The following is a 25414-nucleotide window of genomic DNA, read 5'->3' as shown; positions in this document are numbered from 1 at the left end:
GGGTGGCAGGCGGGGCTTGCATCCCGGCGCCGAGTTTGGGACGGTATGGCTCTTTGTCCCCTTTTACTCCGTCGCCCGGCGAACCTGGCCAGCACAGGCCTTCATATGCGCCCCGCGATGCCCAGTCCTGAGAGGTGATATGAATCATTATCAAGCCATTGCACTGGACGCGGGATTGTACGGTGCCGCATTCGTTTCGACATTCTTGGAGGTGATATGAGTCGTTTTCAGGCCATTGCTTTGGATATGGACGGTACCCTGCTGACCCGGGATCACAAGATCTCGTCCGCGACCCGGGCCGCCCTGGCCCAGGCCCGGGCCCACGGCATCAAGGTGCTGCTGGTGACGGGTCGCCACTTCATGACGGCCCGTCCCTTCCATCACGAGCTGGCGCTTGACACCCCCCTCATCTGCAGCAACGGCGCCTACCTCTATGATCCGGTGCAGGGTCGGATCCTGGCCGGGGATCCCCTGGCGGTGGCGCCGCTCACCGCCCTGCTCGCCGAGGTGCAGGCCCAGCAGATGGGCGCCCTGTTCCACCTCGACGAAGGCATCGGCTATCTCGGCTGCGAGGAGCATGTGGGGCGGATGCGGCACTGGTCGGCGAACCAGCCGGATCACCTCAAGGTCTCCCTGCTGCCCGCCGAGGATATCGACAGCTGGCTGCAAAAGCCCATCTGGAAGCTGGAGCTGTTCAATCAGGATCCCGGCCTGCTGCACCGCTTCGTGGGGGAGGTGGTGCAGCATCTGCCCTTCACCCAGGACTGGGCGGCGCCCTATGCGGTGGAGCTGGTGCAGCCCGGGTGCAGCAAGGGCAACCGGCTGGCCCAGTGGGCGGCGAGGGAGGGCATAGCGATGGAAAACGTGGTGGCCTTTGGGGACAACAACAACGACATCAGCATGTTCGAGCAGGTGGGGCTGGCGGTGGCCATGGGCAATGCGGCGCCCCAGATCCAGGCCCATGCGGACAGGGTCACCGCGGATCACAACGAAGACGGCATAGCGCTGGCGCTGCAGCGCTGGGTCCTGCCCTCCTGAGGGGCAACAGAAAGGGGCCGGCGCGGCCCCTTGTTTGTCAGCTCCCGAAGGAGAACTGGATCACCCGATCCGGGAAGCGGATCCGGTTGTAGTCACGGCGCACCCCCTCGTAGTGGCGGATGGCACGCTCGCGCTGGGCCCGGTAGTAGTCCCGCTGCTTGCTGTCGCTCTCGCCCCGGATCTGCTGATCCAGCTGATAGATGGTCCGCTCGGTGCGCTCCAGCTCCTGTTGCAGCTCGCCGAGGCGCTGCTCCAGCAGGAACTCCTTGCGGCCGCGCTCGAACTGGGTGAGGAAGCTGGTGTCGTTGGGGCAGACTCCCAGGTACTCGTTCCCCTCCCGCCCCTTGCTGTAGGCGAGCTCCGGGATGCAGTAGAGCTCCAGCCCCTTGGCGTAGCCGCGCTGCCACTCGTCTTCGTCCACCCTGAGGCCGTACTCCCCGCAGGTCTGCTTGTAGTCACGGGTGGCGGTCCGGGTCTTGCCCTGCTCCCCGTCCTGATAACCCTGGTTGTACCAGCTCATGGCGCGGCACTCCTCCTCCGACAGGGAGCTGCACCCGGCGAGCAGCAGGGGGAGGGTCAACAGCAGGATCTTGGGGGACATGAAGGGGCTCCGACAGCAATGATTGTGGGGCATTCTAGAAGAGGAAGCCCGCCCGGGACAAGCACCCGGCACCAGGCCGATATCATGATGTTTTTATCAGTATTTTCAAGCCGTTGCGAACGGGCCTCCGGCAACCTTTTCTTGCCGGGGGAGGCAGGGTAAACTGCGCCTACTTTTAACTGGCATGTAACAAAAAAACAATGAAAGTCCTGACCGTCGATTATCGCTCCCCCGACGCGGCCGAGCGCTTCACCGAATCCCTGCGCACCACCGGCTTCGGGGTGCTGACCCACCACCCCATCCCGAAGGAGCTGGTGCAGTCCATCTATGACAACTGGTATCGCTTCTTCATGAGCGAGCAGAAGCAGGCGTTCCTGTTCAACCGCGAGACCCAGGACGGCTACTTCCCGCCCTCGGTGTCCGAGGTGGCCAAGGGCAACACCCAGAAGGACATCAAGGAGTACTTCCACCTCTACCCCTGGGGCCAGATGCCGGAAGAGCTGAGGGCGCAGGCGATGGAGTACTACCGCCTCGCCAACGATCTCGCCGCCGAGCTGCTCTCCTGGGTGGAGCAATACACCCCGGCGGACATCGCCGCCCACTACAGCTGCCCGCTCTCCTCCATGATCGAAGAGAGCCAGAAGACCCTGCTGCGGGTGCTGCACTATCCGCCGTTCGACGGCACCGAGGAGCCGGGGGCCATCCGCGCCGCCGCCCATGAAGACATCAACCTGCTGACCATTTTGCCCGCCGCGAGCGAGCCCGGCCTGCAGGTGAAGGGCTCGGACGGGGAGTGGATGGACGTGCCCTGCGACTTTGGCACCCTGATCATCAACATAGGTGACATGCTGCAGGAGGCCTCCCGTGGCTATTACCCCTCCACCACCCACAGGGTCATCAACCCGACCGGCGGCAGTGCCGCCAAGTCCCGCATCTCCTTGCCGCTGTTCCTGCACCCGCGCCCGGACGTGGTGCTCTCCGAGCGCCACACCGCCCACAGCTACCTGATGGAGCGGCTGCGGGAGCTGGGGGTCATCTAATCCCGCCAGACGCGAGCAGACAGCAAACCGGAGCAAACCCGCTCCGGTTTTTTATTTTGTGGCACGTTTGGTGGGTTATCCGAATTTTATTGGTTAATGATGCTAAAAACTGAGTTTTATATCGGATATACGCCGAGTGATTGCGCGCCCCCGGGCGTACTCTGAGCGCCATTCCGGGCCCCGCTGGCGGGCCCCTCGATTGGAGTTCCCATGAAGCAGTCCCAATGGTCATCCCGGCTCGGTTACATCCTGGCCGCCGCAGGTTCGGCGGTCGGTCTCGGCGCCATCTGGAAGTTCCCCTATGTGACCGCCGCCAACGGTGGCGGCGCCTTCCTGCTGGTGTTCCTGCTGTTCAGCTTCACCCTGGGGGTGGCGGTGCTGATGGGGGAGACCTTGCTCGGCAGCCTGACCCGGCGCGGGGTGGTGGGGGCCTTCGGCGAACTGATGGGCAAGCGCTGGCGCTGGGTCGGCGCCATGGGCCTGCTGTGCAGCCTGCTCATCTTCAGCTTCTACAGCGTGGTGGGGGGCTGGACCCTGGGCTACACCGGCATGGCGCTGGCGGGAGAGTTGCAACAGGGGGACGGCGCCGCGCTGACCGCCCGCTTCAACGACTATGTGGGGGATCCGCTCTGGCCGGTGCTGACCCACCTGCTGTTCGCCGCCCTCACCTGGTGGTTCGTGCAGGGGGGCGTGCAGAAGGGGGTGGAGCGGACCCTGCGCTGGATGATGCCGGCCCTCTTCATCATGATCCTGCTGCTGGTGGCCTTCGGCCTTACCCTGCCCAATGCCATGGCCGGGGTGCGCCACTTCCTGATGCCTGACTTCAGCAAGCTCGGCATGTCCGGGGTGCTGGATGCCATGGGGCTGGCCTTCTTCTCCCTCTCCATTGGGCTCGGCATCCACACCACCTATGGCGCCTACCTGCCCTCCAGCGAAGGGGTGGGCCGCTCCAGTCTCTGGGTGGTGCTGCTGGCGAGCCTGATCGCCGTGCTGGCGGGCTTGATGATCTTCCCTGTGCTGGCGGCGACCGGCATAGATCCCGCCTCGGGGCCCGGCCTCACCTTCATGACCATGCCGGCGGTGTTCCAGCAACTGCCCTTCGGCCAGGGGCTGGCTGTGGTCTTCTTCGCCCTGCTGGTGGTGGCGGCGCTCTCCTCGGCCATCTCCCTGCTGGAGCACCTGCAGTGCTTCGTCTGCGAGGGCCTGGGCTGGTCGCGGCGGGCGGCTTGCAGCCTGATCACAGCCCTGGTGATGGCGGGGGGCATCCCGGTCAGCCTGTCGTTCGGTCCCTGGGCGCAGGTGACCCTGTTTGGCAAGAACATCTTCGAGCTGCTGGACTTCATCACCTCCAACCTGATGATGCCCCTGTTCGGGCTGGCCCTGACGCTGCTGCTGGGCTGGCAGCTCGGTCGCCGGGCGCTGCCCGCCGGGCTGGCGCCGCACTGGCGCGCCCTGCTGATGGGCTGCTGGCGCTGGCTGGCTCCCCTGCTCATCGGCGGCATCCTGGTGCGGGGTCTGCTGTAACCTCCCGCCGTGCGGGTGAGCCCCCGGGCCTGCCCGTTGTCCGGACAGAGAGGGGATCCTCGCCGGCAGGATTGACTGCCTCGAAAAATCCACGAAATAGCGGTTTATCAAAACTTTGATTTATCTAGCGGCTATTTAATTGATAAATATTCTGTTTTGCGGGCAAAAATGGACTATTGGCTGTCAACTTCTCTTGCCGTGGTTTAGGCTGTGGCTCCTTTTTCGCGTCCAGGTTACCCACTGCATGTCACCCCTCATCGCCCGGTTCGGCCGATTTTTCCGCTCGCAAGAGAGGTGACCCTGCACGCGCACTCAGTCTGAATGTTCATTGCAAAGGTCGCCCCCGGGCGGCCTTTTTGTTGCAACCCGGTCGTTGCGACCCAGGTTGCACTTACCCATGGAGTATCGATTCGATGTTGTCTTCCCCGGAGGTTGTATGAGCCAGGTTCAGTGGTCTTCCCGTCTCGGTCATGTGCTGGCGGCGGCCGGCACGGCCATCGGCCTCGGCGCCATCTGGAAGTTTCCCTATGTGACCGCCACCAATGGCGGCGGCGCCTTCCTGCTGGTGTTTCTGCTGTTCAGCTTCACCCTGGGGGTGGCGGTGCTGGTGGGTGAGACCCTGCTCGGCAGCCGCAGCCAGCGCGGGGTGCTCGGCGCCTTCCACAAGCTGGTGGGGCCGAACTGGCGCTGGATGGGTTACATGGGGATCCTCTGCGGCTTCTTCATCTACAGCTTCTACAGCGTGGTGGGGGGCTGGACCGTGGGTTATGCGGCGCTGGCTGTGGCGGGCAAGCTCAACCTCGGCGAGGGCTCGGCGCTGACCGCCCTGTTCAACGGCTATGTCAGTCATCCCTGGTGGCCTGTGCTGACCCATCTGGTCTTCGCCGGGCTCACCTGGTGGTTCGTGCAGGGGGGCATCCAGAAGGGAGTGGAGCGGGCGCTGCGCTGGATGATGCCGGCGCTCTTCATCATGATGCTGCTGCTGGTGGGAGTGGGTCTCTCCATGCCGGGGGCCATGGCGGGCGTGCGCCAGCTGCTGCTGCCGGACTTCTCCATGCTGACCGGCCAGAGCGTGCTGGATGCCCTGGGGCTGGCCTTCTTCTCCCTCTCCATCGGGCTCGGGGTACACACCACCTATGGCGCCTACCTGCCGAGCAGCGAAGGGGTGCTGCGCTCCGGCGTCTGGGTAGTTACCCTGGCGAGCCTCATCTCTGTGCTGGCGGGGCTGATGATCTTCCCGGCGCTGGCCTCCACCGGCATAGACCCCACCGCCGGCCCGGGTCTCACCTTCATGACCATGCCCGCGGTGTTCAGCCACCTGCCGTTCGGCCAGGGGCTGGGGGTGGTCTTCTTCCTGCTGCTGCTGGTGGCGGCGCTCTCCTCCTCCATCTCCATGCTGGAGCACCTGGTGCGCTTCACCTGCGAGGAGTGGGGCTGGTCGCGCCGTGGCGCTTGCCGGGTGCTGACCCTGCTGATCATGGCCTCCGGCATTCCGGTCAGCCTGTCGTTCGGCCCCTGGGCCGACTACACCCTGTTTGGCAAGACCATCTTCGACCTGCTGGACTACCTCACCTCCAACCTGATGATGCCCCTGTTCGGTCTGGTGCTGACCCTGCTGCTGGGCTGGCGGCTGGGGGAGACCATATTGCCCGGGGGGCTCTCCCCGACCCTGCGTCTGTGCCTGCTCTGGTGCTGGCGACTGGTGGCGCCGCTCTTGATCGGCGGGATCCTGGTGCGGGGTCTGATCTAGCCGTCGCCCCGTGGCGGCCCTTGGGCTCGGGCCGCCCCTAGCGGGGTGGGAGGGGAGAAAGCCTGGGGGCCAGATGAGATCGGATCTGCCGCAGTGTCTCCTGACAGGCGTCGGCATGCTGCCCCATGAAGGCGGCGCTGTGGTTGAGGCGCAGCTCCAGCCTGTCCACCAGTTGTGCCACCGCCGGGGCCGCCATGCCGGCGGGCCAGCAGTGGGTGAGCAGCGTCAGCAGTTGCCAGGTATCCCCCGCCTGGGCGGGGAACGCCTCCTGCAGGGTCAGGGCACACTGCACGGCGAGCTGGTGCTGGCCCGCCGTCATGGCCTGTTGCCGCTGCTGGCGCAACTGGGCCAGGTGCTGCTCGCGCTGCTCCAGCTGCCGCTGGAGATCCTCGACCACCTGGCGGATCAGCCGCTGCAACTGCGGGCTCTGTGCCACCGGCCCCCGGTACTGGCCCAACTGGGTCAGATAGCGCCGGGCGTGGTGGGGCAGGCCGCAGAACTGGCTGACGGCCACGCCGAGCAACTGGTTGAGGTGATGGTCCCGCGCCGCCTCCGGCGGGTGCTTGGCCAGCAGCAGCAGGGCCTCGTCGAAGCGGTAATCCAGCCCCAGCATCAGGGCGCGTAGCAGGGCCTCCTCGTGGGCCCGCAGGGTGCCCGCCTGCTGGCCGAGATCCGCGAGACCCTGTTGCAGTCCATGCGCCCTGGCCGCGACCGGGGGATGCCAGAGCACCGCCAGGGTGGCATCCAGCATGCAGCGCTCGACGGACTGGCGAAACTTCTGCTTGGGGAAGAAGCGCAGGGTGAAGTCGTCGGCCTGGGCCAGCACCTCCCCCTCCTCTTTGAGCAACAGGGCCAGCAAGATGGCGGTCTGGCGCCATTGTGGCTGCCAGGGACAGCGTTGCAGCAATCCCGTCAAGGTGTCCCAGGCGCTCTCCCACTGCGCCTCGTGCAGCAGGCAGGTGAGGGAGAGCTCCTGATGAATGGCGGGGGGCAACTTCTGCTGATTGCGGGCCAGATCCTTGCGGGCACTCTCCAGCCGGTTCAATCCGAGCAGGGCGAGGATCAACCCCTTGCGCGGCCACCAGGCGTCGTGCTCAGTGGTGCACATGGCGTAGTGCTGGGTGGCCTGGAAGTGATCCTGCTCCTGCAGCAGCATGTAACCCTTGACCCTGTCCATCTGCGGCCCCAGCGCCTTGTTGCTGGCATGCCGGTAGAGCAGATCCTCGCACTGGGCGCAGGCGCTGCGCCACTCCCTGAGGGCCATGGGCGTCGCCAGGGGGCGGCTCAGGGTCGTCAGCGCCAGCAGTTCGTGCAGGCTGCGGCTCAACTGCTCGGTGGTGAAGGGGACGGCCAGGCGCAGGGCGAAATAGAGATCGGCGGGGGGATAATGACCGGCGTCATCGTCATGGTCCAGCAGCAGCAGCACGCAACCCGGCGTGAGCAGCCCCAGGTGGTGGGCCTCCTGCAGCAGGCGGACCCCCTCGCGGGCCTGGTGGTGATACTGGCGGCAGAGGATGGCATCGAACGACTGCTGGCGCAGCAGGGCCGGCAGGGTGGCGAGCTCTTTGCAATGGTGCAGCTGGGAGGGGGCCATCCCCTGGTCAATCAACCCCTGGGTGAGGGCCGAGCCCAGCATGGCATCGTCTTCGATCAGGAGGATCTGCATCTTCGACGCTCCTTCGCCGGTCGGGGTGGCGAGGTTGGATTCAAAAGTGGCCTTCACTGTCGTCCGGGAACCGTGACGGGGTCAATACCTCACTTGGGTCAGTGGTGAGCTGGCGGGGCCGCAAGGCTCACGCACACTTAGCCCGGACAGGGTCCCGGCGTCGGCAGGCCTCATTGCAACCCCGGCCCCCTGGCGGAGAAGGGACAGTCGCGCTGACGGATGCGCTGGCTGCCCTGCTGGCCGTTCCCCTGCCAGGCGAGCTCGAGCTGGCCGAGGCGACCGAGGTGGCGCAGCTCGAACTCGTAACGCAGGCAGGGGTTGTCCGTGGGCAGCCGGGTCATGGACGCCGGCAGGCGGTAGTCGTAGCGCAGCAGAGGGCCGTCCTGCAGCCGGCTCTGGGCGGGCACCAGGCCCTCCGCCGTGGGGGAGGGGGCGTTCAGGTAGCGGCGCAGGGCCAGGGGGGCGTCTATGGCCTTCTGGTAGTGGAGCCCGTTCATGGCGGCCAGCTCCTCCTCCAGCCTTGTCAGCTCCCCTTCCAGGCCACTCAGGGCCTGGCCCAGCTGCTGATGGCTGGGGGAGGCGCAGCCTCCCAGCAGCAGGGTGAGGAGCAGCAGGGCGGGGCGGACGGGCAGCATGGTCACTCCTTCGGGATCAGGGCCACAGACTATAGCAGGGGATTGGTGGGCGGCGCCGCGCGCAGCAGCCCGGCGAGGCGCTCCAGCCCCTCGGCGACGCGGGCGTCGGTGGCGGGCTGGCTCAGGCTCAGGCGCACCCCTTGCGGGGCGGCAAACTGGCCGGCGGCAAAGTGTTCTCCGCTCGCGACCCCGACGTCAAGGGCGTTGGCCGCCTCGGCGAACTCCTGACTGCGCCAGGGCTCGGGCAGCGGCAACCAGGCGTGCATGGAACCCGGCTGCCAGCGGGCCCCCGGCAGCAGGTGGCGCAGCAGCTCCCCCCGACGCGCCAGGATTTTTCGCTGTTGTTCTATGAGCGGCATGATCTGGCGCTGGCTCACCAGCTTGCAGGCCAGCTCGATGAGCAGGGGGCTCACCATCCAGCTCGACAGCCGCATGGCCTGGGCGAAGCCGTTGCGAAGGGCGGGGGGAGTCAGCACGAAGCCGACCCTCAGGCCGCCGCAGGCGATCTTGGCCAGGCTGCCGAGGTAGATGACCCGCTCCGGTGCCAGGTTGACCAGGGGCGGCAGCATCTCCTCGGGCAGCAGACCGTTGACGTCGTCCTCGACGATCAGCAGATCGTGGCGGCGGGCGATGGCGACGATCTCCTCCCGCCGCGCCAGGCTCATGGTGGCCGTGGTGGGATTCTGCAGTGTGGGGGTCAGGTAGAGCAGCTTGGCCCGCCGCTGGCGGCAGGCGGCCTCCAGGGCGGCGGGGATCAGCCCCTCCTCGTCCATCGCCAGCCCCATCACCTGATTCTTCAGCTGGCGCGCATTGCCCAGCATGCCGGGGTAGCTGAGCCCCTCGCAGAAGAGGGTCTCCCCCACGCAGCCGGTGGCCAGCAGGGCCAGCATGATGCCGTGCTGGGCCCCATGGCTGAACAGCAGCCTCTCCTCGCTTCCCCGGATGCCCTGCTCGGCGAGCCAGTCGATGAACAGCTGGCGCTGCGGGGCACGCCCCGCCTCCTTGTCATAGCCGAGCAGGCCGTTGAGATCCCCGTCCGCCAGTTCGGTCAGCATGGGCTTGATGATGGCGGCCCTGTCCAGCTGCACCGGCAGGTTCTGCCACAGCTCGATGCGGTGATTGTCCTCGTTGCGGATCACCCATTCGTTGGCGGGATCCGCCGCGGCCCTGACCCAGGTGCCATGACCCACCCTGGCCGCCAGCAGACCACGCCGCTCGGCCTCGGTGTAGGCGCGGGTGATGGTGCCCACCGTCACCCCCAGCCGGTCCGCCAGCGCCCTGTGGGTGGGCAGCCGGGTCTGGGGAGGCAGGGCGCCATCGGCAATGGCCTGCTCGATGGCCTTGACCAGTTTCAGGTAGAGGGGCCCCTCGAAGGGGGTGAGGTCGGGCGTCCAGATTGTCATGGTGACAATAAATCCATTGATCCAATATTGTCCCCAATATAGCGTGATATTCAGCCTGTTAACAACCAAATAGCTCACATTGTACTGATACAATGTGGCGAGAAAGGAGTCACCCCATGACCATCGAATGGTACGCCACCCTGTTTGGCTTCGCCCTGCTCACCTGCGGCACCCCGGGGCCCAACAACCTTATGTTGACGGCATCCGGCGCCAACTTCGGGGTGCGCCGCACCCTGCCACACCTCATCGGGGTGACGGTCGGCCAGCCCGTGCTGCAACTGGTGCTGGCGCTCGGCTTCTATCCGCTGTTCGAACGCTGGCCCCTGCTCAAGCTGAGCCTGCAGGTGCTCGGCAGCCTCTATCTGCTGTGGCTGGCCTGGCGCATCGCGGTGGCCGGTGCCCCAGGGGATCCGGCGAGGCGCGCCCGCCCGCTGACCCTGCTGGAAGGGCTGGGCTTCCAGTTCCTCAACCCCAAGGCCTGGATGATGGGGATCTCCGCCATCAGTCTGTTCAGCCTGCCGGGGAGCGACTACTGGGCGAGCATGTGGGGCATCATGTCGGTCTTCCCCATGGCGGGGCTGCCGGTCTGCTTTGCCTGGGTGCTGTTCGGTCATCAGCTCAGCCGCTGGATCAACTCGGACAAGGGGTGGCGCCGCCTCAATGGCAGCCTGGGGGCCCTCACCGCCCTGTGCGTGGTGATGCTCTGGTATTAATGAGCGCCTGATTATTCATGCAAAGAAAATGCATTGCTGACCTTGTCGTCAGGGCAGAGGCTCTGCATATTAGGAGGCTTGCCGCGCTCTTGCCGCACTAAAGGATGAGATTGAGATGGATCTGAACTGGTTGTTCCCCCTGGCGGGCTTTGCCCTGATCACCTGTGGCACCCCGGGCCCCAACAACATGCTGCTCACCAGCGCCGGGGCCGCCCAGGGATTTCGCCGCTCCATTCCCCTGCTGGTGGGGGTGGTGGGGGGCATCAACCTGATGATCCTGGCCACGGCCCTGGGGCTGGGGGTGATGTTCGAGAAGGTGCCGCTGCTGCACGACGGCCTCAAGCTGGTGGGCTCGGCCTACCTGCTCTGGCTGGCCTGGAAGGTGGCCAATGCCAGCGGCCCGGCAGATGGCAGCCGGCCGCTGATCCCGGCTCATCAGGGGGCCATGTTGCAGTTGCTCAACCCCAAGGCCTGGATGATGGCGCTCTCCGCCATCAGCGGCTTCACCCTGGCGGGGGAGGCTTACTGGCCGTCCGCCGGCTGGGTACTCGGCATCTTCTTCGTGACCGGCCTCTACACGGGGGCCTTCTGGGTGCTGTTCGGTGCCCAGGTGCGCCGCCTCATCCGTACCGCCAGAGGCTGGCGTCGTTTTAACCTCGGCATGGGGATCGCCACGGCGGCCTGCGTGCTGATGATCTGGGTTTAGGCCCTGGCCTGAGCCTTTACCGGCTGTCTTGTTGGCCCTTCGGGGCCTTTTTTGTTTCCCCGGCGGCGCGGCATGACGCTCGCGCCGTCCAGTGCCTGCATGGTGGCAAGGAGGTTTCATGAAATGTATCGGTCTGCTGGGTGGCATGAGCTGGGAGTCCACCGTCAGCTACTACCAGGCGCTCAACCGGGGCGTACGGGGACGGCTCGGCGGCCTGCACTCGGCGCGGGTGTTGCTCAATAGCGTCGATTTTGCCGAGATAGAGCGGCTGCAACATGCCGGTGACTGGCCCGCCACCGCCCGTCTGCTGGCGGCCGAGGCCCGGGCACTCCAGGCCGGTGGTGCCGATTTCCTGATGATAGGGACCAACACCATGCACAAGGTGGCGCCCGAGATCGCCGCCGCCATCGAGATCCCGCTGCTGCACATCGCCGACGCCACCGCCCGCCGCCTGCTGGCAGACGGGGTGACCCGGGTCGGCTTGCTCGGTACCCGCTTCACCATGGAGCAGGATTTCTACAAGGGGCGGCTGGAGGCGCAGTTCGGGCTGGAGGTGCTGGTGCCCGGTGACGCCGCGCGGGAGCGGGTGCACCGCATCATCTATGACGAGCTCTGCCTTGGGCAGATCCACGAGTCGTCGCAGGCCGAATACCTGGCCATCATCGCCGATCTGGCCCGGGCCGGTGCCCAGGCCGTGATCCTGGGCTGCACCGAAATCGCCCTGCTGGTGGGGGAGTGCCAGGCCGCCGTGCCGCTCTACGACACCACCGCCATTCACGCCGACGCCGCCGTGGCGTGGGCGCTGGAGTAGGGCAGGGAGAGACAGGATCCCGTGGAGGCGCTGCGGCGCCTCCCCTCTTTCTTGCCCCTCATCCCCCCGATCCTGACTGTGAGTCAGCCTTCACTTCAGCAAGCCGATCGACGCTTTTATTGTCAAACGGCTCACATTTCCCCCTTTTGACTCTTGAGTCTGGTGCGCCAGGCGCCTAGTTTTCGATCACTGAAACGATTCAGCTATCACCAAAAACAAGAGACACGAGGATAAAGCCATGTTGAAGAGACTCTCCATTGCCGTGCTGCTCGCCCTGGGCGCGAGTGCTGGCCAGGCCGCCGAATTCCTGCTGACCGACGCCCAGCAGGGGCTGGATGTGGGGGACTGGAAGATCACCAGCGACAAGCTGGGGATCAAGAGCCCGGTCCCCTTCTCCATCGAGAAGAGGCGCCTGCACGGCGGGCGCCAGGAGGGGGTGGATCTGCTCATCGTCGACAACGGGGTGATGAAGATCACCCTGGTGCCGACCCGCGGCATGGGGATCAAGGAGGTCAAGGGGGCCGATCTGCGCCTGGGTTGGGATTCCCCGGTCAAGGAGGTGGTCAACCCGGCCTTCATCGATCTGGAGAGCCGCGCCGGTCTCGGCTGGCTCGATGGCTTCAACGAGATGCTGGTGCGCTGCGGCTACGAGTGGACCGGTCACCCCGGGGTGGATGACGACGGCCGCCTCAAGAGCCTGCACGGCCGGGTGCAGAACATACCGGCGTCCGTGGTCAGCGTGACAGTGGACGAGGAGCCGCCCTACGCCATCCACGTGCGGGGCCGGGTGGACGAGCGCACCTTCAAGATGAGCGAGCTGGTCACCTGGACCCAGCTGAGCGTAGTGCCCGGTCAGGCGGAATTTGCCCTGCAGGACAAGCTGACCAACCACGCCGACTACGAGAACGAGTACCAGATCATCTATCACGGCAACTTCGGGGCCCCCATCCTGGAGGAGGGGGCGCGCGTCAGCACCCCAGTGAAGCAGATCTCTCCGTTCAACGACTACGCCAAGGCGGGGCTCAAGGGTTGGCAAACCTATCTGGGGCCGACCAAGGGCTTCGACGAGATGGTGTTCAACCTGGTGCCCTACAGCGATGCCGAGGGCAATACCCTGGCGGTGCTGAACAACAAAGCGGGCAGCGTCGGGGTGGCGGTGGGTTACAACACGCACCAGTTGCCTGTGCTGACCCTGTGGAAGAACACAGACACCCGGGCCCAGGGCTATGTGACCGGCATAGAGCCCGGCACCAGCTATGCCTACAGCACCAAGTACCAGCGTCCGCTGGGGCTGGTGCCCAAGATCCAGCCTGGGGAGACCAAGACCTTCGATCTGACCTATCGCCTGCTGCGCAATGGGGAGGAGGTGAAGCAGGCCCTGGCCCAGGTGGAGAAGATCCAGGACGGCCGCCCTACCGAGCTGCGGGAGCAGCCCCTGGTGAAGCTGCCCTGAGTCACAGGCAGACAGCAAAAAGCCGCTCCATGAGCGGCTTTTTCATGCCAGATGAGGGATCAGCCGTGGCTGGACTCAGACATGGCTATACATGGCCTCGATCTCGCTCTGGTACTTGGATTCGATGATCTTGCGGCGCAGCTTCATGGTGGGGGTGATCTCCCCGAGCTCCATGGAGAAGGCGCTCGGCAGCAGGGTGAACTTCTTCACCTGCTCGAACTTGGCCAGCTCCTGCTGCAGATCCGCGATCCGTGCCTCGAAGAACTCCACCACCTTGGAGTGGCGCAGCAGCTCGGTCTTGCACTGGTACTGCAGGTTGATGGAGCGGGCATACTCCTCCAGGGACTCGAAGCAGGGGACGATCAGCGCCGAGACGAAGTGGCGGGCGTCGGCGACGATGGCGATCTGCTCGATGAAGCGATCCTTGCCCAGGGTCCCCTCCACCAGCTGCGGTGCCACGTACTTGCCGTTGGAGGTCTTCATCAGCTCCTTGAGACGCTCGGTGAAGTAGATGTTGCCCTCGTCGTCCAGCTCGCCGGCATCGCCGGTACGCAGGAAGCCATCCACCGTCATTACCTCGGCCGTGGCCTCTGGCTTGTTGTAGTAGCCGCGCATCACCGTGGGTGAGCGCACCAGCAGCTCGTTGTTCTCCCCGAGTTTGACCTCTATGCCCTCCATGACGGTGCCGATGGAGCCCAGCTTGAACTGGCTCTCCTCGTAGCAGCAGACGGTGGCCGTGGTCTCTGTCATGCCGTAGCCGTACTTGAGGTTGAGCCCCATGGCCTGGAAGAAGAGGTTGACGTCGTCCGCGAGGCGGGCGCCCGCCACCGGCAGGAAGCGGGTGCGGCCGCCGAAGCGGGCACGCAGCTTGCGAAACACCAGCCGCTCGGCCAGGGCCAGCTGCAGGTAGAGCAGGGGGGAGGCGGACTTGCCCGCCTGGCGGGTGGCGACCATCCGCTTGCCGACCCCGGTGGCCCAGCCGAACAGGGCACGGCGCAGGCGCGGCGCCTGGGCAACTTTGGCCTGGATCAGGGCGTAGGCCTTCTCGTAGAGGCGCGGCACGGCGCACATCACGGTCGGCTTCACCTCGCCAATCACCTCCATCACCTTCTGCGGATCGCGGATATAGACGTTCTCGGCGCCGCAATAGAGCACGTAGTAGCTCCAGGCGCGCTCGAACACGTGGCTCAGCGGCAGCATGCAGAGGGACACGTCCTGCTCGCCAAGATCCAGGCGGCGATCGTGCATCTCGAAACAGGCGGCGATGTTGTTGAAGTCGAGCATGACCCCCTTGGGTTCACCCGTGGTGCCCGAGGTGTAGATCAGGGTCAGCAGATCGTCCATGCGGTAGTGCTGCTCGCGCTCCCTCAGCGCCTGCTCGCTCGGCTGATGGTTGCCGGAGACCAGGAAGCTCTGGAAGTGGCTCGCCTGCTCGCAGCCACGCAGATCGACGGTGCCGTCCAGGGTGACTATCTGGTTGATCTCGCCGCTCTCGAGCAGCAGGAGTGCCTGATCGAACTGGGGCTGTTCCCCCACGAACAGCAGCTTGATGCCGGCGTCCTTTACGATGTAGCGCAGCTGTTCGAGCGTGCTGGTGGGGTAGATGGGCACGCTGACGCCGCGGGCGGCCAGGATGCCGAGATCGGCCTGGGTCCACTCCGGCATGTTGCGGGCATAGATGCCGACCATCTCGGTGGGCTGGTGGCCAGCGCGGATAAGCGCCTGGGCACAGTAGTCCATGGCCTGGCCCAGGGTGCGCCAGCCGATGGCGCGCCACTGGCCATCCTGCTGGACGCGCAGGGCGGCCTTGTTGCCAAGGCGGGCAATACGCTCACGCATCACTCTAACCAGATGAAGCTGCGACATCTAAATCATCCTCAAGTAACAGTTGTGCGCCCGCAGGGGCACTAAAATCGGGGCTGGAGTTTAAACTCTAACATTACAGCTTACAAGTGTGCGCCATTTGTCCTGGATCACAAAGTCGTCAACTCGGGGAGAGTCAGGCATGATAAGGGCAAGGGTCGGATTCATTCAGGGAGGTGCGCCATGGGGATCGGGGTCAAGAGTCTGTTGACGGGCATGTTGTTGCTGCTGGCGGGAGCCGGCGCACTCTGGTTTCTCCTTGGCGGATCCGAGGGGCAGGACAACCCCTGGCTAAGCGGGGCCGAGGGTTATGAGCAGGCGCAGCGGCTGGCACTGAGGGAAGGATACCCCTTGCTCTACGTGATAGAGCGCGCCAAATGCCGACGCTGCAAGGCGCTCGATAGCGAGCTGTGGCGTGCCCCCGAGATGCAGTCCGCCCTGGCGGGGCTGGCCAAGGTGCGGCTCAACCCGGATGCGGGGGATGGCAGCGAGCACATACTGCGGCGCTTCCCCCAGGTGGCGACCGCCCCCGGCATCTATGTGCAGCGACCTGGGGAGCCGCTTCGGCCCATCAAGGTGGCGGTGGATATCCAGCAGATCTGGATGCCAGGGGTCACCTACGGGCGCGGCTTCTTCATGCCGCTCTCGGGGGCCGCCTTCGAGGCGGTGCTGAGGGTCACCCTCAGCCTGGAGGATCCCGCCATCGACAATGCCCCCCTGCCCTGAGGGGCGGCTGGGGAGCGGGATGAGGGTAGACACGACAAGGGGGCTGCACGGCCCCCTTGTCTGTTGCGGGCGGTCTCTTAGCCGAAGTCGAACAGGCGGGACATCAGCACGGCGTCTTCCCGATCCTGGCCGGTGCCGTAGTAGTCGGCGCGGCGGCAATACTCGGCAAACCCCTCGCTCTCGTAGAGGCCGATGGCGGTACGGTTGCCCGCCCGCACCTCCAGGAACCAGGCCTCGGCCCCCTTCGCCTTGCTGCGGGCCAGATACTCCTTGAGCAGCGCCCGGCCCAGCCCCTTGCCCTGAAACTCGGGGCGCATGCAGAGGTTCATCAGCGAGCTGTCTCCCGCCACCAGATCAGAGATATAGAAACCGGCGGGACGGCCCTCCACCAGCATCAGGCCGTTGAGATAGCGCGGCCCGAAGCAGGAGAGCAGGTTGGCCTGGCTCCAGGGCTCCTGGTGGGCGGCCCGCTCTATGGGATAGATGGCATCGAAATCGGATTCGAGCAGGGGACGAAAGCTGGGCAAGAGGTCAGACATGGTTACTCCGGACGGGATTCGGACTTGCGACGGACGGCATGGTCATGCCATGGTCGTGGCTTCAAGGATCTTGGCTGCTGGCCGGTTCAACCGGGCTGGCGCTGCCGGCACTGCTGCCACAGGGCGCGCTTGTGCGCCGGGCCTGGCTTGAGCGGGCAGACGAGGGCATGGGGCCAGCGCGGATCCGGGGCCGTCAGCCAGAGCAGGGGGGGCGTCACCCCCTCGGGCAGCTCGCCGAGCAAGGAGACCTCGTCCGTGCCTATGCCGAGCCACTGGCAGATGTCCCCGAGCAAAGAGGGCGCGGGCAGCGCCTCGGCCTGCAGCCACAGCTTGCCGGTCGGCACCGCCACCGGCTGGTGTGGGGTCGCCGCATCCTCTGCCGCCGGGGTCACCGGCTGGTGTGGGGTCGCCGCATCCTCTGCCGCCGGGGTCACCGGCTGGCGTGGGGTCGCCGCATCCTCTGCCGCCAGGGTCACCTGCGGCTGCCGGGTTGCCGCAGCGTCTGCCGGTTGGTCTGGCAGGCCCCGGGCTCTCAGTTGCCAGAGGGGGATGCCCATCCGGGCCAGGATGCGCTGACGCAGTGGGTCCAGCAGGGGATCTTGCATGCGAAGGCTCACTCTTGATCTGCGTTGGGGTAAATTCTGATGCGCAGAGTACACTCTCGCAGGTTTTGCTGCACCCCCTTGCGTGCCGGGATTGTCCCGCCGGGGCCGTGCTGTCCCGACCCCGACCGCGGGATGACCAGATTCAACAGACCATGACAGTGAGGCGGGGCCTGAGGCCGGACCCCGTGGACACCATGACAATACCAGCTTCGGAACTGTGCCTATGCCGCCTTTAGCCCAGAATACTGTTCGTGCCACCCCCATCCATGAGCGCCTGCCACGGCTGCTGGCCGCCCTCGGGGAGGGGCTCTATGAGCGCCAGGACGCCCTGCGGCTCGGCCTGCTGGCGGCCTTGAGTGGCGAGAGCGTCTTCCTGCTGGGCCCCCCCGGCATCGCCAAGAGCCTGATCGCGCGGCGCCTCAAGCTCGCCTTTCACGATGCCCGCCACTTCGAATACCTGATGACCCGTTTCAGCACGCCGGAGGAGGTGTTCGGCCCCCTCTCCATCCAGGCGCTCAAGGAGGATGGCAAGTACCTGAGGCTGACGCACGGCTACCTGCCGGAGGCCGAGGTGGTCTTCCTCGACGAGATCTGGAAGGCGGGCCCGGCCATCCTCAACACCCTGCTCACCGCCATCAACGAGCGACAGTTCCGCAACGGCGACAGCCAGCACCCCATTCCCATGCGGCTGCTGGTGACCGCCTCGAACGAGCTGCCCGCCCCGGACAGCGGGCTGGAGGCGCTCTACGATCGCATGCTGGTGCGGATCTGGATGGACAGGGTGCAGGAGAAATCCAACTTCCAGGCCATGCTGGCGAGCGATGGCCAATCCCACCAGAACCTGACTCCCTCGGTGCAGATCCGGGGGGAAGAGTACGAGGCCTGGCAGGCGGAGATCGAGCAGGTGCGCCTGCCCGACGCCTGTTTCGAGCTCATCTACCAGCTGCGCCAGCAGCTCGACAGCCAGCTCGGCCACGGCTGCTATGTGTCGGATCGGCGCTGGAAGAAGGCGGTCAGGCTCATCAAGGCGAGCGCCTTCTTCAATGGCCGCGACGAAGTGGCCCCGCTGGATCTGCTGCTGTTCAAGGATTGCCTCTGGCACGACGAGGCCTCCCGCACCGCCTTGCTGGAGATGATCGGCGAGTTCTCCCGCCTCTACGGCTACCAGCAACTGGTGCTGACCCGTGAGCTGCTGGCCCTGCGCGAGCGGTTCAAGCAACTCAAGGGGGCGGTTGCCCAGCGACTCGGCTGCAAGGCGGTCAAGCGCAAGCAGTGGTTCGGCCGCCGCGCCCGCGGCACCGAGTTGCCGCTGGCCAACGCCAAACCCTTCGGCAAGCAGGTGCACTTCCACCTGCTCACCCCGGCGCCCCTGGATGGGGGGGATCCCGATCGCCTGACCGAGACCCTCACCTTCGATCGCACCCTGCTCTCCCACTGGCACCCCACCGGGGAGGCGCTGGTGGGCTGGCCCCTTGGCAACCCCAAGGAGGGGCACTACGAGCTGGTGCTCGACGAGCAGTTGCGGCTGCAGGTGCTGGATGTCCAGCGCCAGCCCGTGCCCCTGGTGCTGGTGGAGCGAACCCCCATTCCCGAGGTGGTGACGGCCCCCTGGCAGGCGGAGCTCGGTGAGCTGGCGAGTCAGGTTGTCCGGGTGCAGCAGAGCCTCAAGGGGCAGCGCAGCCTGTTCGACCGTCACCAGCCCCACCTGTTTGTCGGGGAGCACTGGCTGCGCCAGGTGGAGGACAGCTTCTTCGTGCTGAACCGGGACCTGGAACGGCTGGGCGAGGAGCTGCAGCAGTGGCGGGATCGCCTGCCCGGGCTGGATGCCTGATGCGCTCAGGACTGACGCCGCCACCAGCCCTTGGCCGCCTGCCGCACCGGCAGCATGGCGCCGCGCGTCCCTTGCATAGGGAGTGCCCATGCTAGAGATCGGCATGATGGATCTGGGGCTGCTCATCGGGGAGGGGGAGCTGGCGGGGGAGATGGCGCTGCTGCTGGCCTCCACCCCCAAGATCTCCGAATTCCTCAAACGCTCTCCGCTGCAGGGCAAGCTGCTGAAAAAACGCATCCAGAGCTGGAGCGAGCAGCTCGGCGAGGAGATGCGCCACAAGCCGGTGCCGGTGGCGCTGGAGCAGGAGTACCTGCTCTATCAGGCCCACAGATTGCTGTCTCTGCCCGAGCTGGTGGGGCGGCTGCCGGCCCTGCTTGAGGCGCTGGAGCAGCACAGCCCCTTCGCCGGGGATGCCCGCAGCCTGGTGCGCCAGATCATGGTGCAGCCGACCGAGGGGCTGCGTCAGCTGTTCGTGGAGAAGTGGCGTGCCAGCCTGGTGGGCAGCCTGCTGCAGTTGCAGCAGCAGATCGCCGAGGCGGAGCGGGAGAAGCAGCGCCAGGAGATAGAGGATCAGCTGCTGGCGAACCGGACCCTGGCCGATGCCCTGGATCCGCACCAGATCTCCGCCGGGGGGCTCTGGGATCTGGCCCAGGGCAGCTGGCACAAGCGCAGCCTGGTGCTGGTGCAGCAATATGCCCGCATGTTGCAGCGCGAACCCCTGCTGGGGGAGATAGCGGCCCTGCTGGGGCGCAGCGAGCGGGATCGGCGGACCGACGCCCGGACGCTGCCCCCCGTGCCCATGCACGAGCTGGAAGAGGTGCAGACCGACGACGTGCCTGACGATCTGGTGGGGGTGCACCCGGCCAGCGATCTGATGCGCCTCTTGCCGAGCGAGGCGGTGATGCTGGCCCTGCCGGAGCTGGAGCTGGAGTTCTATCGCCGCTATCTGGAGCGGCGCCTGCTGAGCTATCAGTCACGGGGCACCTTGCCGCGCCAGCGCCTGATGCAGCGCTCCCCGGAGCAGGGCGGGCAGGAGGTGCAGCCGCGGGGCCCCTTCATCGTCTGCGTCGATACTTCGGGCTCCATGGGAGGCTATCCGGAAGAGTGCGCCAAGGCGCTCTTCCTGGCCCTGCTCAAGCTGGCGATGGACGAGAAGCGGGGCTGTTATCTGATGCTGTTTTCCACCGAGGTGGCGACCCTCGAGATCACCGCAGACACCGGGCTGGACAAGGCGGAGCGCTTCCTCTCCATGAGTTTCCACGGCGGCACCGATCTGGTGCCCTGCCTCGAGCAGGCGCTGGTGCAGCTGGATCAACCGGACTTTGCCAGGGCGGACGTGCTGGTGATCTCCGACTTCATCGCCCAGAGCCTGCCCCATGCCCTGCTCGATCGGATGAACCGGCGGCGAGCGCAGCAGACCCGCTTCCACGCCGTCGCCATGTCCAGGCATGCCAAGTCGGCCATCTTGCGGGTGTTCGACAACAGCTGGCTGCTGGACTGCGGCCTGCGGGGCCGCCTGCTCAGGCGCTGGCAACGCAGCTAGGGGCGGGCTGGCGCCGCTCCGGTGTCAGATGTCGGCCCTGTGGTAGAGGCCCCGTTCGCTGATCTGATCCTGATCCAGCAGCGGCTGGCCGCTCGGCCTGGCGATATAGAATCCCCGTTTGCCGCTGCGCTTGACCCTGTACATGGCCTGATCGGCCCGGGCCAGCGCCGTGCTGAAGTCATCCTGTGGCCGAATGGCCGCTATCCCCATGCTCATGCCCACGGCCGCCTCTCCATTGGGCAGCTCGAACGGGGTGGTAATGGTGTCGACACATTGACGGGCCAGGTGGCTGGTGCGGGGATCCTCGCTCGGCCAGGGCAGCAGCAGCACGAACTCATCCCCCCCGAGTCGACCCAGCCTGACCTCCTCGCCGCAGCAGTGACGCAGCCGCTGGCTGAGGGCCACCAGCAGCTCGTCCCCGGCGCGGTGGCCCAGGTTGTCGTTCACCTGCTTGAAGTCATCGAGATCGATGAAGCAGATCGCCTGGTATTCCTGCGGGAACTGGCGGTGCAGGGCGGTGCGATTGAGCAGGCCGGTGAGGGGATCCCGGTGGGCGAGCTGGGCGAGCTGCTGCTCGTACTCCTTCTCGTGGGTGATGTCGATGTGGGTGCCCATCACCCGGATGGGGTTGCCCTGGCCATCCCGCTCCACCACCCGGCCGCGATCCAGCACCCAGGTGGTCTTGCCGTCCTTGGCGATCATCCGGTGCATCACCTGATAGAAGGGGCTCTTGCCCTCCAGGTGGTCGAAGAAGGCCTGCAGCACCCGCTCCCTGTCTTCCGGGTGCAGGTGCTCGCGCCAGATGTCGAAGTGGGCAGACAGCTCCTTGGGCTGATAGCCGAGCATGGATCCCCAGCGCCGGTTGAAGATGATGAGCTTGCCGGTGGGCACATGGTTCTGCCAGATGCACAGGCCGGTGCCGTCCATGGCGGCATCCAGCTTCTCCCGTGCGTCATCCGCGATGCGTTTGAGGCGCTCGTTCTCCAGCAACAACCTGTCGTAAGCCTCCCGCAGCTCCTCGTAGGTCATTCTTCATCCCTTCCCTTGTGTCAGTTCGCTTATAGTCGATGCAGACTTTCCTTCTGTAAAGAATGAGATAGCAGGAGTGAGCGCTGACAGGGCAATGCATGCCGTGGCTGTGCGCCCATGGCAAGGAGGGATATGATTGAGGCGGCGGGCACGGCGTCCGGGCCATCGAACGGGGAGACTGAATCAGCATGAAGATCCTGATGGGCGTTAGCCTGCTGTTATGGCTGGGAGTGACACCCGCCTTCGCGGTGTCTCCCCGGCTGACCGAGCCCGCGCTCTCCCGGGAGTTGCAGCAGCTGGAGGATGATACCCCGCCCCTGCAGGTGTTTCGCGACCGTGTCGCCGCCCTGGTTGCCCATGTCGATGCCTATCCGCCGGAGGTGCAGGGTCGCATCGCCCGGTTGCAGTGCTGGGCCCAGCCGAGCGAGCGGGACGAGGAGTTCCTGCGAGCCGTGCAGTTTGCCGATCGGGCGCTGGCAGAGGTGAAGAGCCGCAAAGACAGGGTCACCGAGAGCGGTCTGCTCGCCTGTCGCGGTTATCATCAGCAGTTGCTCGGCAACATGGACGAGGCGCGGCAGGATTACGACGCCGCCCTGACCCTGGCGCGCAGACTGGGGGATGAGCGGCAACGGGCCGACATCCTCAACCTGCGGGGGGAGATGTACTCCTACCAGGGGGAGCTGGCCGAGGGGCTGATGGAGCTTATCGATGCCCATCGCCGCTACGAGGCCCTGGGGTTGGAGAACAAGGGGCGGGAGGTGCTGGCCAGGATCGCCAATGCCTATCGCCGGATGGGGCTCTTCGAGCGGGCCGAGGGCTACTTCCAGGAGCTGGAGCACGACTACCGGACGCTGGGGGATCAGGAGCGGCTGGTGGATATCCACACCCAGCAGGGGCTGCTCTATGTGGACACGGGCGAGTACGACAAGGCGCTGCCCCTGATGGTGGAGGCCGAGCGCTACTATGAGGCGCAGCGGCAGGACGGGGTGCTGGCCTGGAGCAGGATAGAGTTGGCCACCATCTTGCTCAGGCAGGGCAAGACGGCGCAGGCCATGGCCAAGCTGGAGCAGGCCGCCACCTTGCTGCAGCAGGGGGAGGGGGCGGACAGCGTCACCCTGGGCCACTGGCACATCGTCATGGCCACCGCGCTGGATGCCGTGGGCAAGCCGGCCGAGGCGCTGCGGCACCTGGACGAGGCCGAGCCGATTTTTGCCCGGGAGCAGAACCTGCGCTTCCTCGCCTGGGTGCATGAGGTGCGCGCCCGGGTGCTGGAGCATCAGGGGCGGATCGGGGAGGCCCTGGCCAGCCTCAAGGCCTTCGTGCAGACCCGTCATGCACTGGATCAGCGGCTGCGGGAGCAGCGGGCCCTGCAGATGCGCTTCGAGTTCGATCTGGCGCGCAAGGAGCTGGAGAACCAGACCCTCAGATCCCAGCAGCAGCTGCAGGCGGAGAAGCTCAAGCAGTTGCAGGAGCGGCGCTACTGGCAATATCTGGTGGTGGCCCTGTCGCTGCTGGTCATGGGGGTACTGGTGCTCCATCAGCGCAGCCGTACCCGCAAGATGCAGCACCTCGCCATGACGGACGAGCTGACCGGCATCCACAACCGGCGCCAGATCCAGGCCAAGGGGCGCAAATGGTTCGCCCAGGCGCGCGCGAGCGGCAAGCCCCTGTGCGTGCTGCTGCTGGACATAGATCACTTCAAGAAGGTCAACGATCAGCTCGGCCATCAGGTGGGGGATCAGGTGCTGACCGCGGTGGCCCAGTGCATCGAGGAGCAGGTGCGCAGCCTGGACCGGGTGGGGCGCAACGGCGGCGAGGAGTTTCTGGTGCTGCTGCCGGACACCGGTCTGGAGGAGGCGGCCGAGGTGGCCGAGCGGGTCAGGATTGCCGTCTCCCGCCTCGTCATCGAGGGGGTGCCTGAGGATCACCCCATCCACGTCAGCATAGGCTGTGCCGAGTACAAGGCAGAGGATGACAATCTCGGGGAGCTGATACGCCGGGCCGACGAGGCCATGTACGACGCCAAGCTGGCGGGGCGCAACCGGGTGGTGAAGGCGGCCTGATCCCGAACCGCCCTCCAGCCCCTCATGCCGGGCTGGGTATTTTTCACTCGCGCGGGTATAATGTCGCGCAATTTTGCTTTGACTCAGGCGAGAAGGCCCATGTAACGCAGCGCTCCTCCTTTTTCCACCGACGGGTTCCATGACCCGGCTGCGTGGCGTCGTTGTCTGCATGGGAGCCCTGATCCCAAGGTGCTGTCCCGCATTTATTCCCACGGTGGCTCCAGGCCGCCGCTCAATAGAAGAACGTCGAATTATGTCAGCTGAATTTCTGAGTGAAGTCTCCAAGAGACGCACTTTTGCGATCATCTCGCACCCGGATGCGGGTAAAACCACCATTACCGAAAAAGTCCTGCTGTTCGGACAGGCCATCCAGCGCGCCGGTACCGTCAAGGGCCGTGGCTCGGGTCAGCACGCCAAATCCGACTGGATGGAGATGGAGAAGCAGCGCGGTATCTCCATCACTACGTCCGTGATGCAGTTCCCCTACGCCGACTGCCTGGTCAACCTGCTCGATACCCCGGGTCACGAGGACTTCTCCGAAGATACCTACCGTACCCTCACCGCGGTCGACTGCTGCCTGATGGTCATCGATGCCGCCAAGGGCGTCGAAGATCGGACCCGCAAGCTGATGGAAGTGACCCGGCTGCGGGATACCCCCATCCTCACCTTCATGAACAAGCTGGACCGCGAAGTGCGCGATCCCATGGAAGTGATGGACGAGGTGGAGCGCGAGCTGAAGATCATGTGCGCCCCCATCACCTGGCCCATCGGCTGCGGCAAGTCCTTCAAGGGGGTCTACCACCTCTACAAGGACGAGACCTATCTGTATCAGACCGGTCAGGGCCACACCATCCAGGAGAAGCGGGTGGTGAAGGGGCTGAACAACCCGGAGCTGGACGCCGCCATAGGTGAAGATCTGGCCGCCCAGCTGCGCGGCGAACTGGAGCTGGTGCAGGGCGCCTCTCCCGAGTTCGATCACGAGGCCTTCATCGCCGGCGAGATGACCCCTGTCTTCTTCGGTACTGCGCTGGGCAACTTCGGTGTCGACCACATGCTGGACGGCCTGACCGACTGGGCGCCGTCTCCGATGCCGCGCAAGGCGGAGAGCCGCGAAGTGGTGGCCACCGAGGAGAAGTTCTCCGGCTTCGTGTTCAAGATCCAGGCGAACATGGATCCCAAGCACCGGGACCGTATCGCCTTTATGCGCATCGTCTCCGGCACCTACTCCAAGGGCATGAAGATGCGCCACGTGCGCATCGGCAAGGACGTGAACATCTCCGACGCCGTCACCTTCATGGCCGGTGACCGGGAGCAGGCGGTCGAAGCCTGCGCCGGTGACATCATAGGGCTGCACAACCACGGCACCATCCAGATCGGCGACACCTTCACCCAGGGTGAGGATCTCAAGTTCACCGGCATCCCGAACTTCGCCCCCGAGCTGTTCCGCCGCATCCGCCTGCGCGACCCCCTCAAGCAGAAGCAGCTGCTCAAGGGGCTGGTGCAGCTCTCCGAAGAGGGCGCGGTGCAGGTGTTCCGTCCGCTCATCAGCAACGATCTCATCGTCGGTGCGGTCGGTGTGCTGCAGTTCGATGTGGTGGTCTCCCGCCTGAAGAGCGAGTACAACGTCGAGGCCATCTACGAGGCGGTCAACGTCTCCACCGCCCGCTGGGTGGAAGGGACCGACGTCAAGAAGTTCGAGGAGTTCAAGCGCAAGAACGAGGTCAACCTGGCCCTGGATGGCGGTGACAACCTCACCTACATAGCCCCGACCATGGTCAACCTGCGCCTGGCCCAGGAGCGTCACCCGGACGTGGCGTTCCGCCAGACCCGCGAGCACTGATCACCCCGCCCGCGCCCTGCGGGTGGCTGATGACA

At 65.7% G+C, this 25414-nt stretch carries 21 protein-coding genes; 13 read left to right on the top strand and 8 right to left on the bottom strand.

Annotation, left to right across the window (positions count from 1 at the left end; translation table 11 throughout):
- Positions 1-216 precede the first annotated feature (216 nt).
- Positions 217-1038 carry a Cof-type HAD-IIB family hydrolase gene (locus AC3WR3_RS19350; RefSeq protein ID WP_492293016.1) on the top strand — a complete coding sequence of 274 codons (822 nt, stop codon included), beginning with the start codon at positions 217-219 and terminating at the stop codon, positions 1036-1038.
- Positions 1039-1075: 37 nt separating this feature from the next.
- Here AC3WR3_RS19350 and AC3WR3_RS19345 read toward each other — a convergent pair whose 3' ends face one another.
- Positions 1076-1639 (bottom strand): DUF2799 domain-containing protein, encoded by a 564-nt coding sequence (locus AC3WR3_RS19345; protein ID WP_106884903.1) that lies wholly within the window; start codon positions 1637-1639, stop codon positions 1076-1078.
- 200 nt (positions 1640-1839) lie between these two features.
- On the opposite strand from AC3WR3_RS19345, the gene AC3WR3_RS19340 reads away from it, so the two are divergent.
- From AC3WR3_RS19340 to AC3WR3_RS19330, 3 genes are all read left to right on the top strand, one after another.
- Entirely contained in the window at positions 1840-2679 is an 840-nt protein-coding gene (locus AC3WR3_RS19340; protein WP_043128396.1) for an isopenicillin N synthase family dioxygenase, read from the top strand.
- 210 nt (positions 2680-2889) lie between these two features.
- The gene (locus AC3WR3_RS19335; protein WP_319914283.1) at positions 2890-4203 is read left to right on the top strand and encodes a sodium-dependent transporter; all 1314 of its coding nucleotides are present in this window, start codon (positions 2890-2892) and stop codon (positions 4201-4203) included.
- A gap of 436 nt (positions 4204-4639) precedes the next feature.
- Positions 4640-5953 carry a sodium-dependent transporter gene (locus AC3WR3_RS19330; protein ID WP_139439111.1) on the top strand — a complete coding sequence of 438 codons (1314 nt, stop codon included), beginning with the start codon at positions 4640-4642 and terminating at the stop codon, positions 5951-5953.
- A 37-nt stretch (positions 5954-5990) separates the two neighbouring features.
- On the opposite strand, the gene AC3WR3_RS19325 is transcribed toward AC3WR3_RS19330, so the two are convergent.
- From AC3WR3_RS19325 to AC3WR3_RS19315, 3 genes are all read right to left on the bottom strand, one after another.
- The gene (locus tag AC3WR3_RS19325; RefSeq protein ID WP_492293013.1) at positions 5991-7619 is read right to left on the bottom strand and encodes a response regulator; all 1629 of its coding nucleotides are present in this window, start codon (positions 7617-7619) and stop codon (positions 5991-5993) included.
- Between the two features lie 170 nt (positions 7620-7789).
- Complete coding sequence (locus AC3WR3_RS19320) at positions 7790-8254, bottom strand: hypothetical protein (RefSeq protein ID WP_492293011.1); 465 nt, start codon at positions 8252-8254, stop codon at positions 7790-7792.
- Between the two features lie 29 nt (positions 8255-8283).
- The gene (locus tag AC3WR3_RS19315; RefSeq protein ID WP_202047861.1) at positions 8284-9657 is read right to left on the bottom strand and encodes an aminotransferase-like domain-containing protein; all 1374 of its coding nucleotides are present in this window, start codon (positions 9655-9657) and stop codon (positions 8284-8286) included.
- A gap of 116 nt (positions 9658-9773) precedes the next feature.
- On the opposite strand from AC3WR3_RS19315, the gene AC3WR3_RS19310 reads away from it, so the two are divergent.
- From AC3WR3_RS19310 to AC3WR3_RS19295, 4 genes are all read left to right on the top strand, one after another.
- Positions 9774-10370 (top strand): LysE family translocator, encoded by a 597-nt coding sequence (locus AC3WR3_RS19310; protein WP_139439689.1) that lies wholly within the window; start codon positions 9774-9776, stop codon positions 10368-10370.
- A 115-nt stretch (positions 10371-10485) separates the two neighbouring features.
- The gene (locus AC3WR3_RS19305; RefSeq protein ID WP_139439688.1) at positions 10486-11076 is read left to right on the top strand and encodes a LysE family translocator; all 591 of its coding nucleotides are present in this window, start codon (positions 10486-10488) and stop codon (positions 11074-11076) included.
- 118 nt (positions 11077-11194) lie between these two features.
- Complete coding sequence (locus AC3WR3_RS19300; protein WP_319916996.1) at positions 11195-11887, top strand: aspartate/glutamate racemase family protein; 693 nt, start codon at positions 11195-11197, stop codon at positions 11885-11887.
- A gap of 238 nt (positions 11888-12125) precedes the next feature.
- Positions 12126-13340 (top strand): aldose 1-epimerase family protein, encoded by a 1215-nt coding sequence (locus AC3WR3_RS19295; RefSeq protein ID WP_492293007.1) that lies wholly within the window; start codon positions 12126-12128, stop codon positions 13338-13340.
- Positions 13341-13415: 75 nt separating this feature from the next.
- On the opposite strand, the gene AC3WR3_RS19290 is transcribed toward AC3WR3_RS19295, so the two are convergent.
- On the bottom strand, positions 13416-15206 hold the full coding sequence (locus tag AC3WR3_RS19290) for an AMP-dependent synthetase/ligase (protein ID WP_492293005.1): 1791 nt from the start codon (positions 15204-15206) through the stop codon (positions 13416-13418).
- A gap of 180 nt (positions 15207-15386) precedes the next feature.
- Here AC3WR3_RS19290 and AC3WR3_RS19285 point away from each other — a divergent pair, with 180 nt between their 5' ends.
- Positions 15387-15929 (top strand): thioredoxin domain-containing protein, encoded by a 543-nt coding sequence (locus AC3WR3_RS19285; protein ID WP_139439684.1) that lies wholly within the window; start codon positions 15387-15389, stop codon positions 15927-15929.
- 77 nt (positions 15930-16006) lie between these two features.
- On the opposite strand, the gene rimI is transcribed toward AC3WR3_RS19285, so the two are convergent.
- Both rimI and AC3WR3_RS19275 read right to left on the bottom strand, forming a co-directional pair.
- Entirely contained in the window at positions 16007-16456 is a 450-nt protein-coding gene (gene rimI / locus AC3WR3_RS19280; protein ID WP_492293040.1) for a ribosomal protein S18-alanine N-acetyltransferase, read from the bottom strand.
- A 98-nt stretch (positions 16457-16554) separates the two neighbouring features.
- Positions 16555-17073, bottom strand: coding sequence for a hypothetical protein (locus AC3WR3_RS19275; protein ID WP_492293003.1), 519 nt, complete (start codon positions 17071-17073; stop codon positions 16555-16557).
- A 223-nt stretch (positions 17074-17296) separates the two neighbouring features.
- On the opposite strand from AC3WR3_RS19275, the gene AC3WR3_RS19270 reads away from it, so the two are divergent.
- Entirely contained in the window at positions 17297-18904 is a 1608-nt protein-coding gene (locus AC3WR3_RS19270; RefSeq protein ID WP_202047865.1) for an ATPase RavA domain-containing protein, read from the top strand.
- Between the two features lie 88 nt (positions 18905-18992).
- Entirely contained in the window at positions 18993-20447 is a 1455-nt protein-coding gene (gene viaA / locus AC3WR3_RS19265; protein ID WP_492293001.1) for an ATPase RavA stimulator ViaA, read from the top strand.
- 24 nt (positions 20448-20471) lie between these two features.
- Here the strand turns inward: viaA and AC3WR3_RS19260 are convergent, their stop codons facing one another.
- Positions 20472-21476 carry a diguanylate cyclase domain-containing protein gene (locus tag AC3WR3_RS19260; protein WP_492292999.1) on the bottom strand — a complete coding sequence of 335 codons (1005 nt, stop codon included), beginning with the start codon at positions 21474-21476 and terminating at the stop codon, positions 20472-20474.
- Positions 21477-21664: 188 nt separating this feature from the next.
- Here AC3WR3_RS19260 and AC3WR3_RS19255 point away from each other — a divergent pair, with 188 nt between their 5' ends.
- Both AC3WR3_RS19255 and prfC read left to right on the top strand, forming a co-directional pair.
- Positions 21665-23539, top strand: a complete 1875-nt coding sequence (locus AC3WR3_RS19255) for a diguanylate cyclase (protein ID WP_492292997.1) — start codon at positions 21665-21667, stop codon at positions 23537-23539.
- Positions 23540-23789: 250 nt separating this feature from the next.
- Entirely contained in the window at positions 23790-25379 is a 1590-nt protein-coding gene (gene prfC / locus AC3WR3_RS19250; RefSeq protein WP_139439693.1) for a peptide chain release factor 3, read from the top strand.
- The last annotated feature ends 35 nt before the right edge of the window (positions 25380-25414 follow it).

This window comes from Aeromonas sp. EU05-FHT14A05 (assembly GCF_058791175.1).
This window is presented reverse-complemented; position numbering and strand designations above follow the sequence as displayed.

Bases quoted from the DNA above. Each gene is read 5' to 3' on its own strand.
- AC3WR3_RS19350 (WP_492293016.1), top strand. From the start codon at position 217: ATGAGTCGTTTTCAGGCCATTGCTTTGGATATGGACGGTACCCTGCTG.
- AC3WR3_RS19345 (WP_106884903.1), bottom strand. From the start codon at position 1,639: ATGTCCCCCAAGATCCTGCTGTTGACCCTCCCCCTGCTGCTCGCCGGG.
- AC3WR3_RS19340 (WP_043128396.1), top strand. From the start codon at position 1,840: ATGAAAGTCCTGACCGTCGATTATCGCTCCCCCGACGCGGCCGAGCGC.
- AC3WR3_RS19335 (WP_319914283.1), top strand. From the start codon at position 2,890: ATGAAGCAGTCCCAATGGTCATCCCGGCTCGGTTACATCCTGGCCGCC.
- AC3WR3_RS19330 (WP_139439111.1), top strand. From the start codon at position 4,640: ATGAGCCAGGTTCAGTGGTCTTCCCGTCTCGGTCATGTGCTGGCGGCG.
- AC3WR3_RS19325 (WP_492293013.1), bottom strand. From the start codon at position 7,619: ATGCAGATCCTCCTGATCGAAGACGATGCCATGCTGGGCTCGGCCCTC.
- AC3WR3_RS19320 (WP_492293011.1), bottom strand. From the start codon at position 8,254: ATGCTGCCCGTCCGCCCCGCCCTGCTGCTCCTCACCCTGCTGCTGGGA.
- AC3WR3_RS19315 (WP_202047861.1), bottom strand. From the start codon at position 9,657: ATGACAATCTGGACGCCCGACCTCACCCCCTTCGAGGGGCCCCTCTAC.
- AC3WR3_RS19310 (WP_139439689.1), top strand. From the start codon at position 9,774: ATGACCATCGAATGGTACGCCACCCTGTTTGGCTTCGCCCTGCTCACC.
- AC3WR3_RS19305 (WP_139439688.1), top strand. From the start codon at position 10,486: ATGGATCTGAACTGGTTGTTCCCCCTGGCGGGCTTTGCCCTGATCACC.
- AC3WR3_RS19300 (WP_319916996.1), top strand. From the start codon at position 11,195: ATGAAATGTATCGGTCTGCTGGGTGGCATGAGCTGGGAGTCCACCGTC.
- AC3WR3_RS19295 (WP_492293007.1), top strand. From the start codon at position 12,126: ATGTTGAAGAGACTCTCCATTGCCGTGCTGCTCGCCCTGGGCGCGAGT.
- AC3WR3_RS19290 (WP_492293005.1), bottom strand. From the start codon at position 15,206: ATGTCGCAGCTTCATCTGGTTAGAGTGATGCGTGAGCGTATTGCCCGC.
- AC3WR3_RS19285 (WP_139439684.1), top strand. From the start codon at position 15,387: ATGGGGATCGGGGTCAAGAGTCTGTTGACGGGCATGTTGTTGCTGCTG.
- AC3WR3_RS19275 (WP_492293003.1), bottom strand. From the start codon at position 17,073: ATGCAAGATCCCCTGCTGGACCCACTGCGTCAGCGCATCCTGGCCCGG.
- AC3WR3_RS19270 (WP_202047865.1), top strand. From the start codon at position 17,297: ATGCCGCCTTTAGCCCAGAATACTGTTCGTGCCACCCCCATCCATGAG.
- viaA (WP_492293001.1), top strand. From the start codon at position 18,993: ATGCTAGAGATCGGCATGATGGATCTGGGGCTGCTCATCGGGGAGGGG.
- AC3WR3_RS19260 (WP_492292999.1), bottom strand. From the start codon at position 21,476: ATGACCTACGAGGAGCTGCGGGAGGCTTACGACAGGTTGTTGCTGGAG.
- AC3WR3_RS19255 (WP_492292997.1), top strand. From the start codon at position 21,665: ATGAAGATCCTGATGGGCGTTAGCCTGCTGTTATGGCTGGGAGTGACA.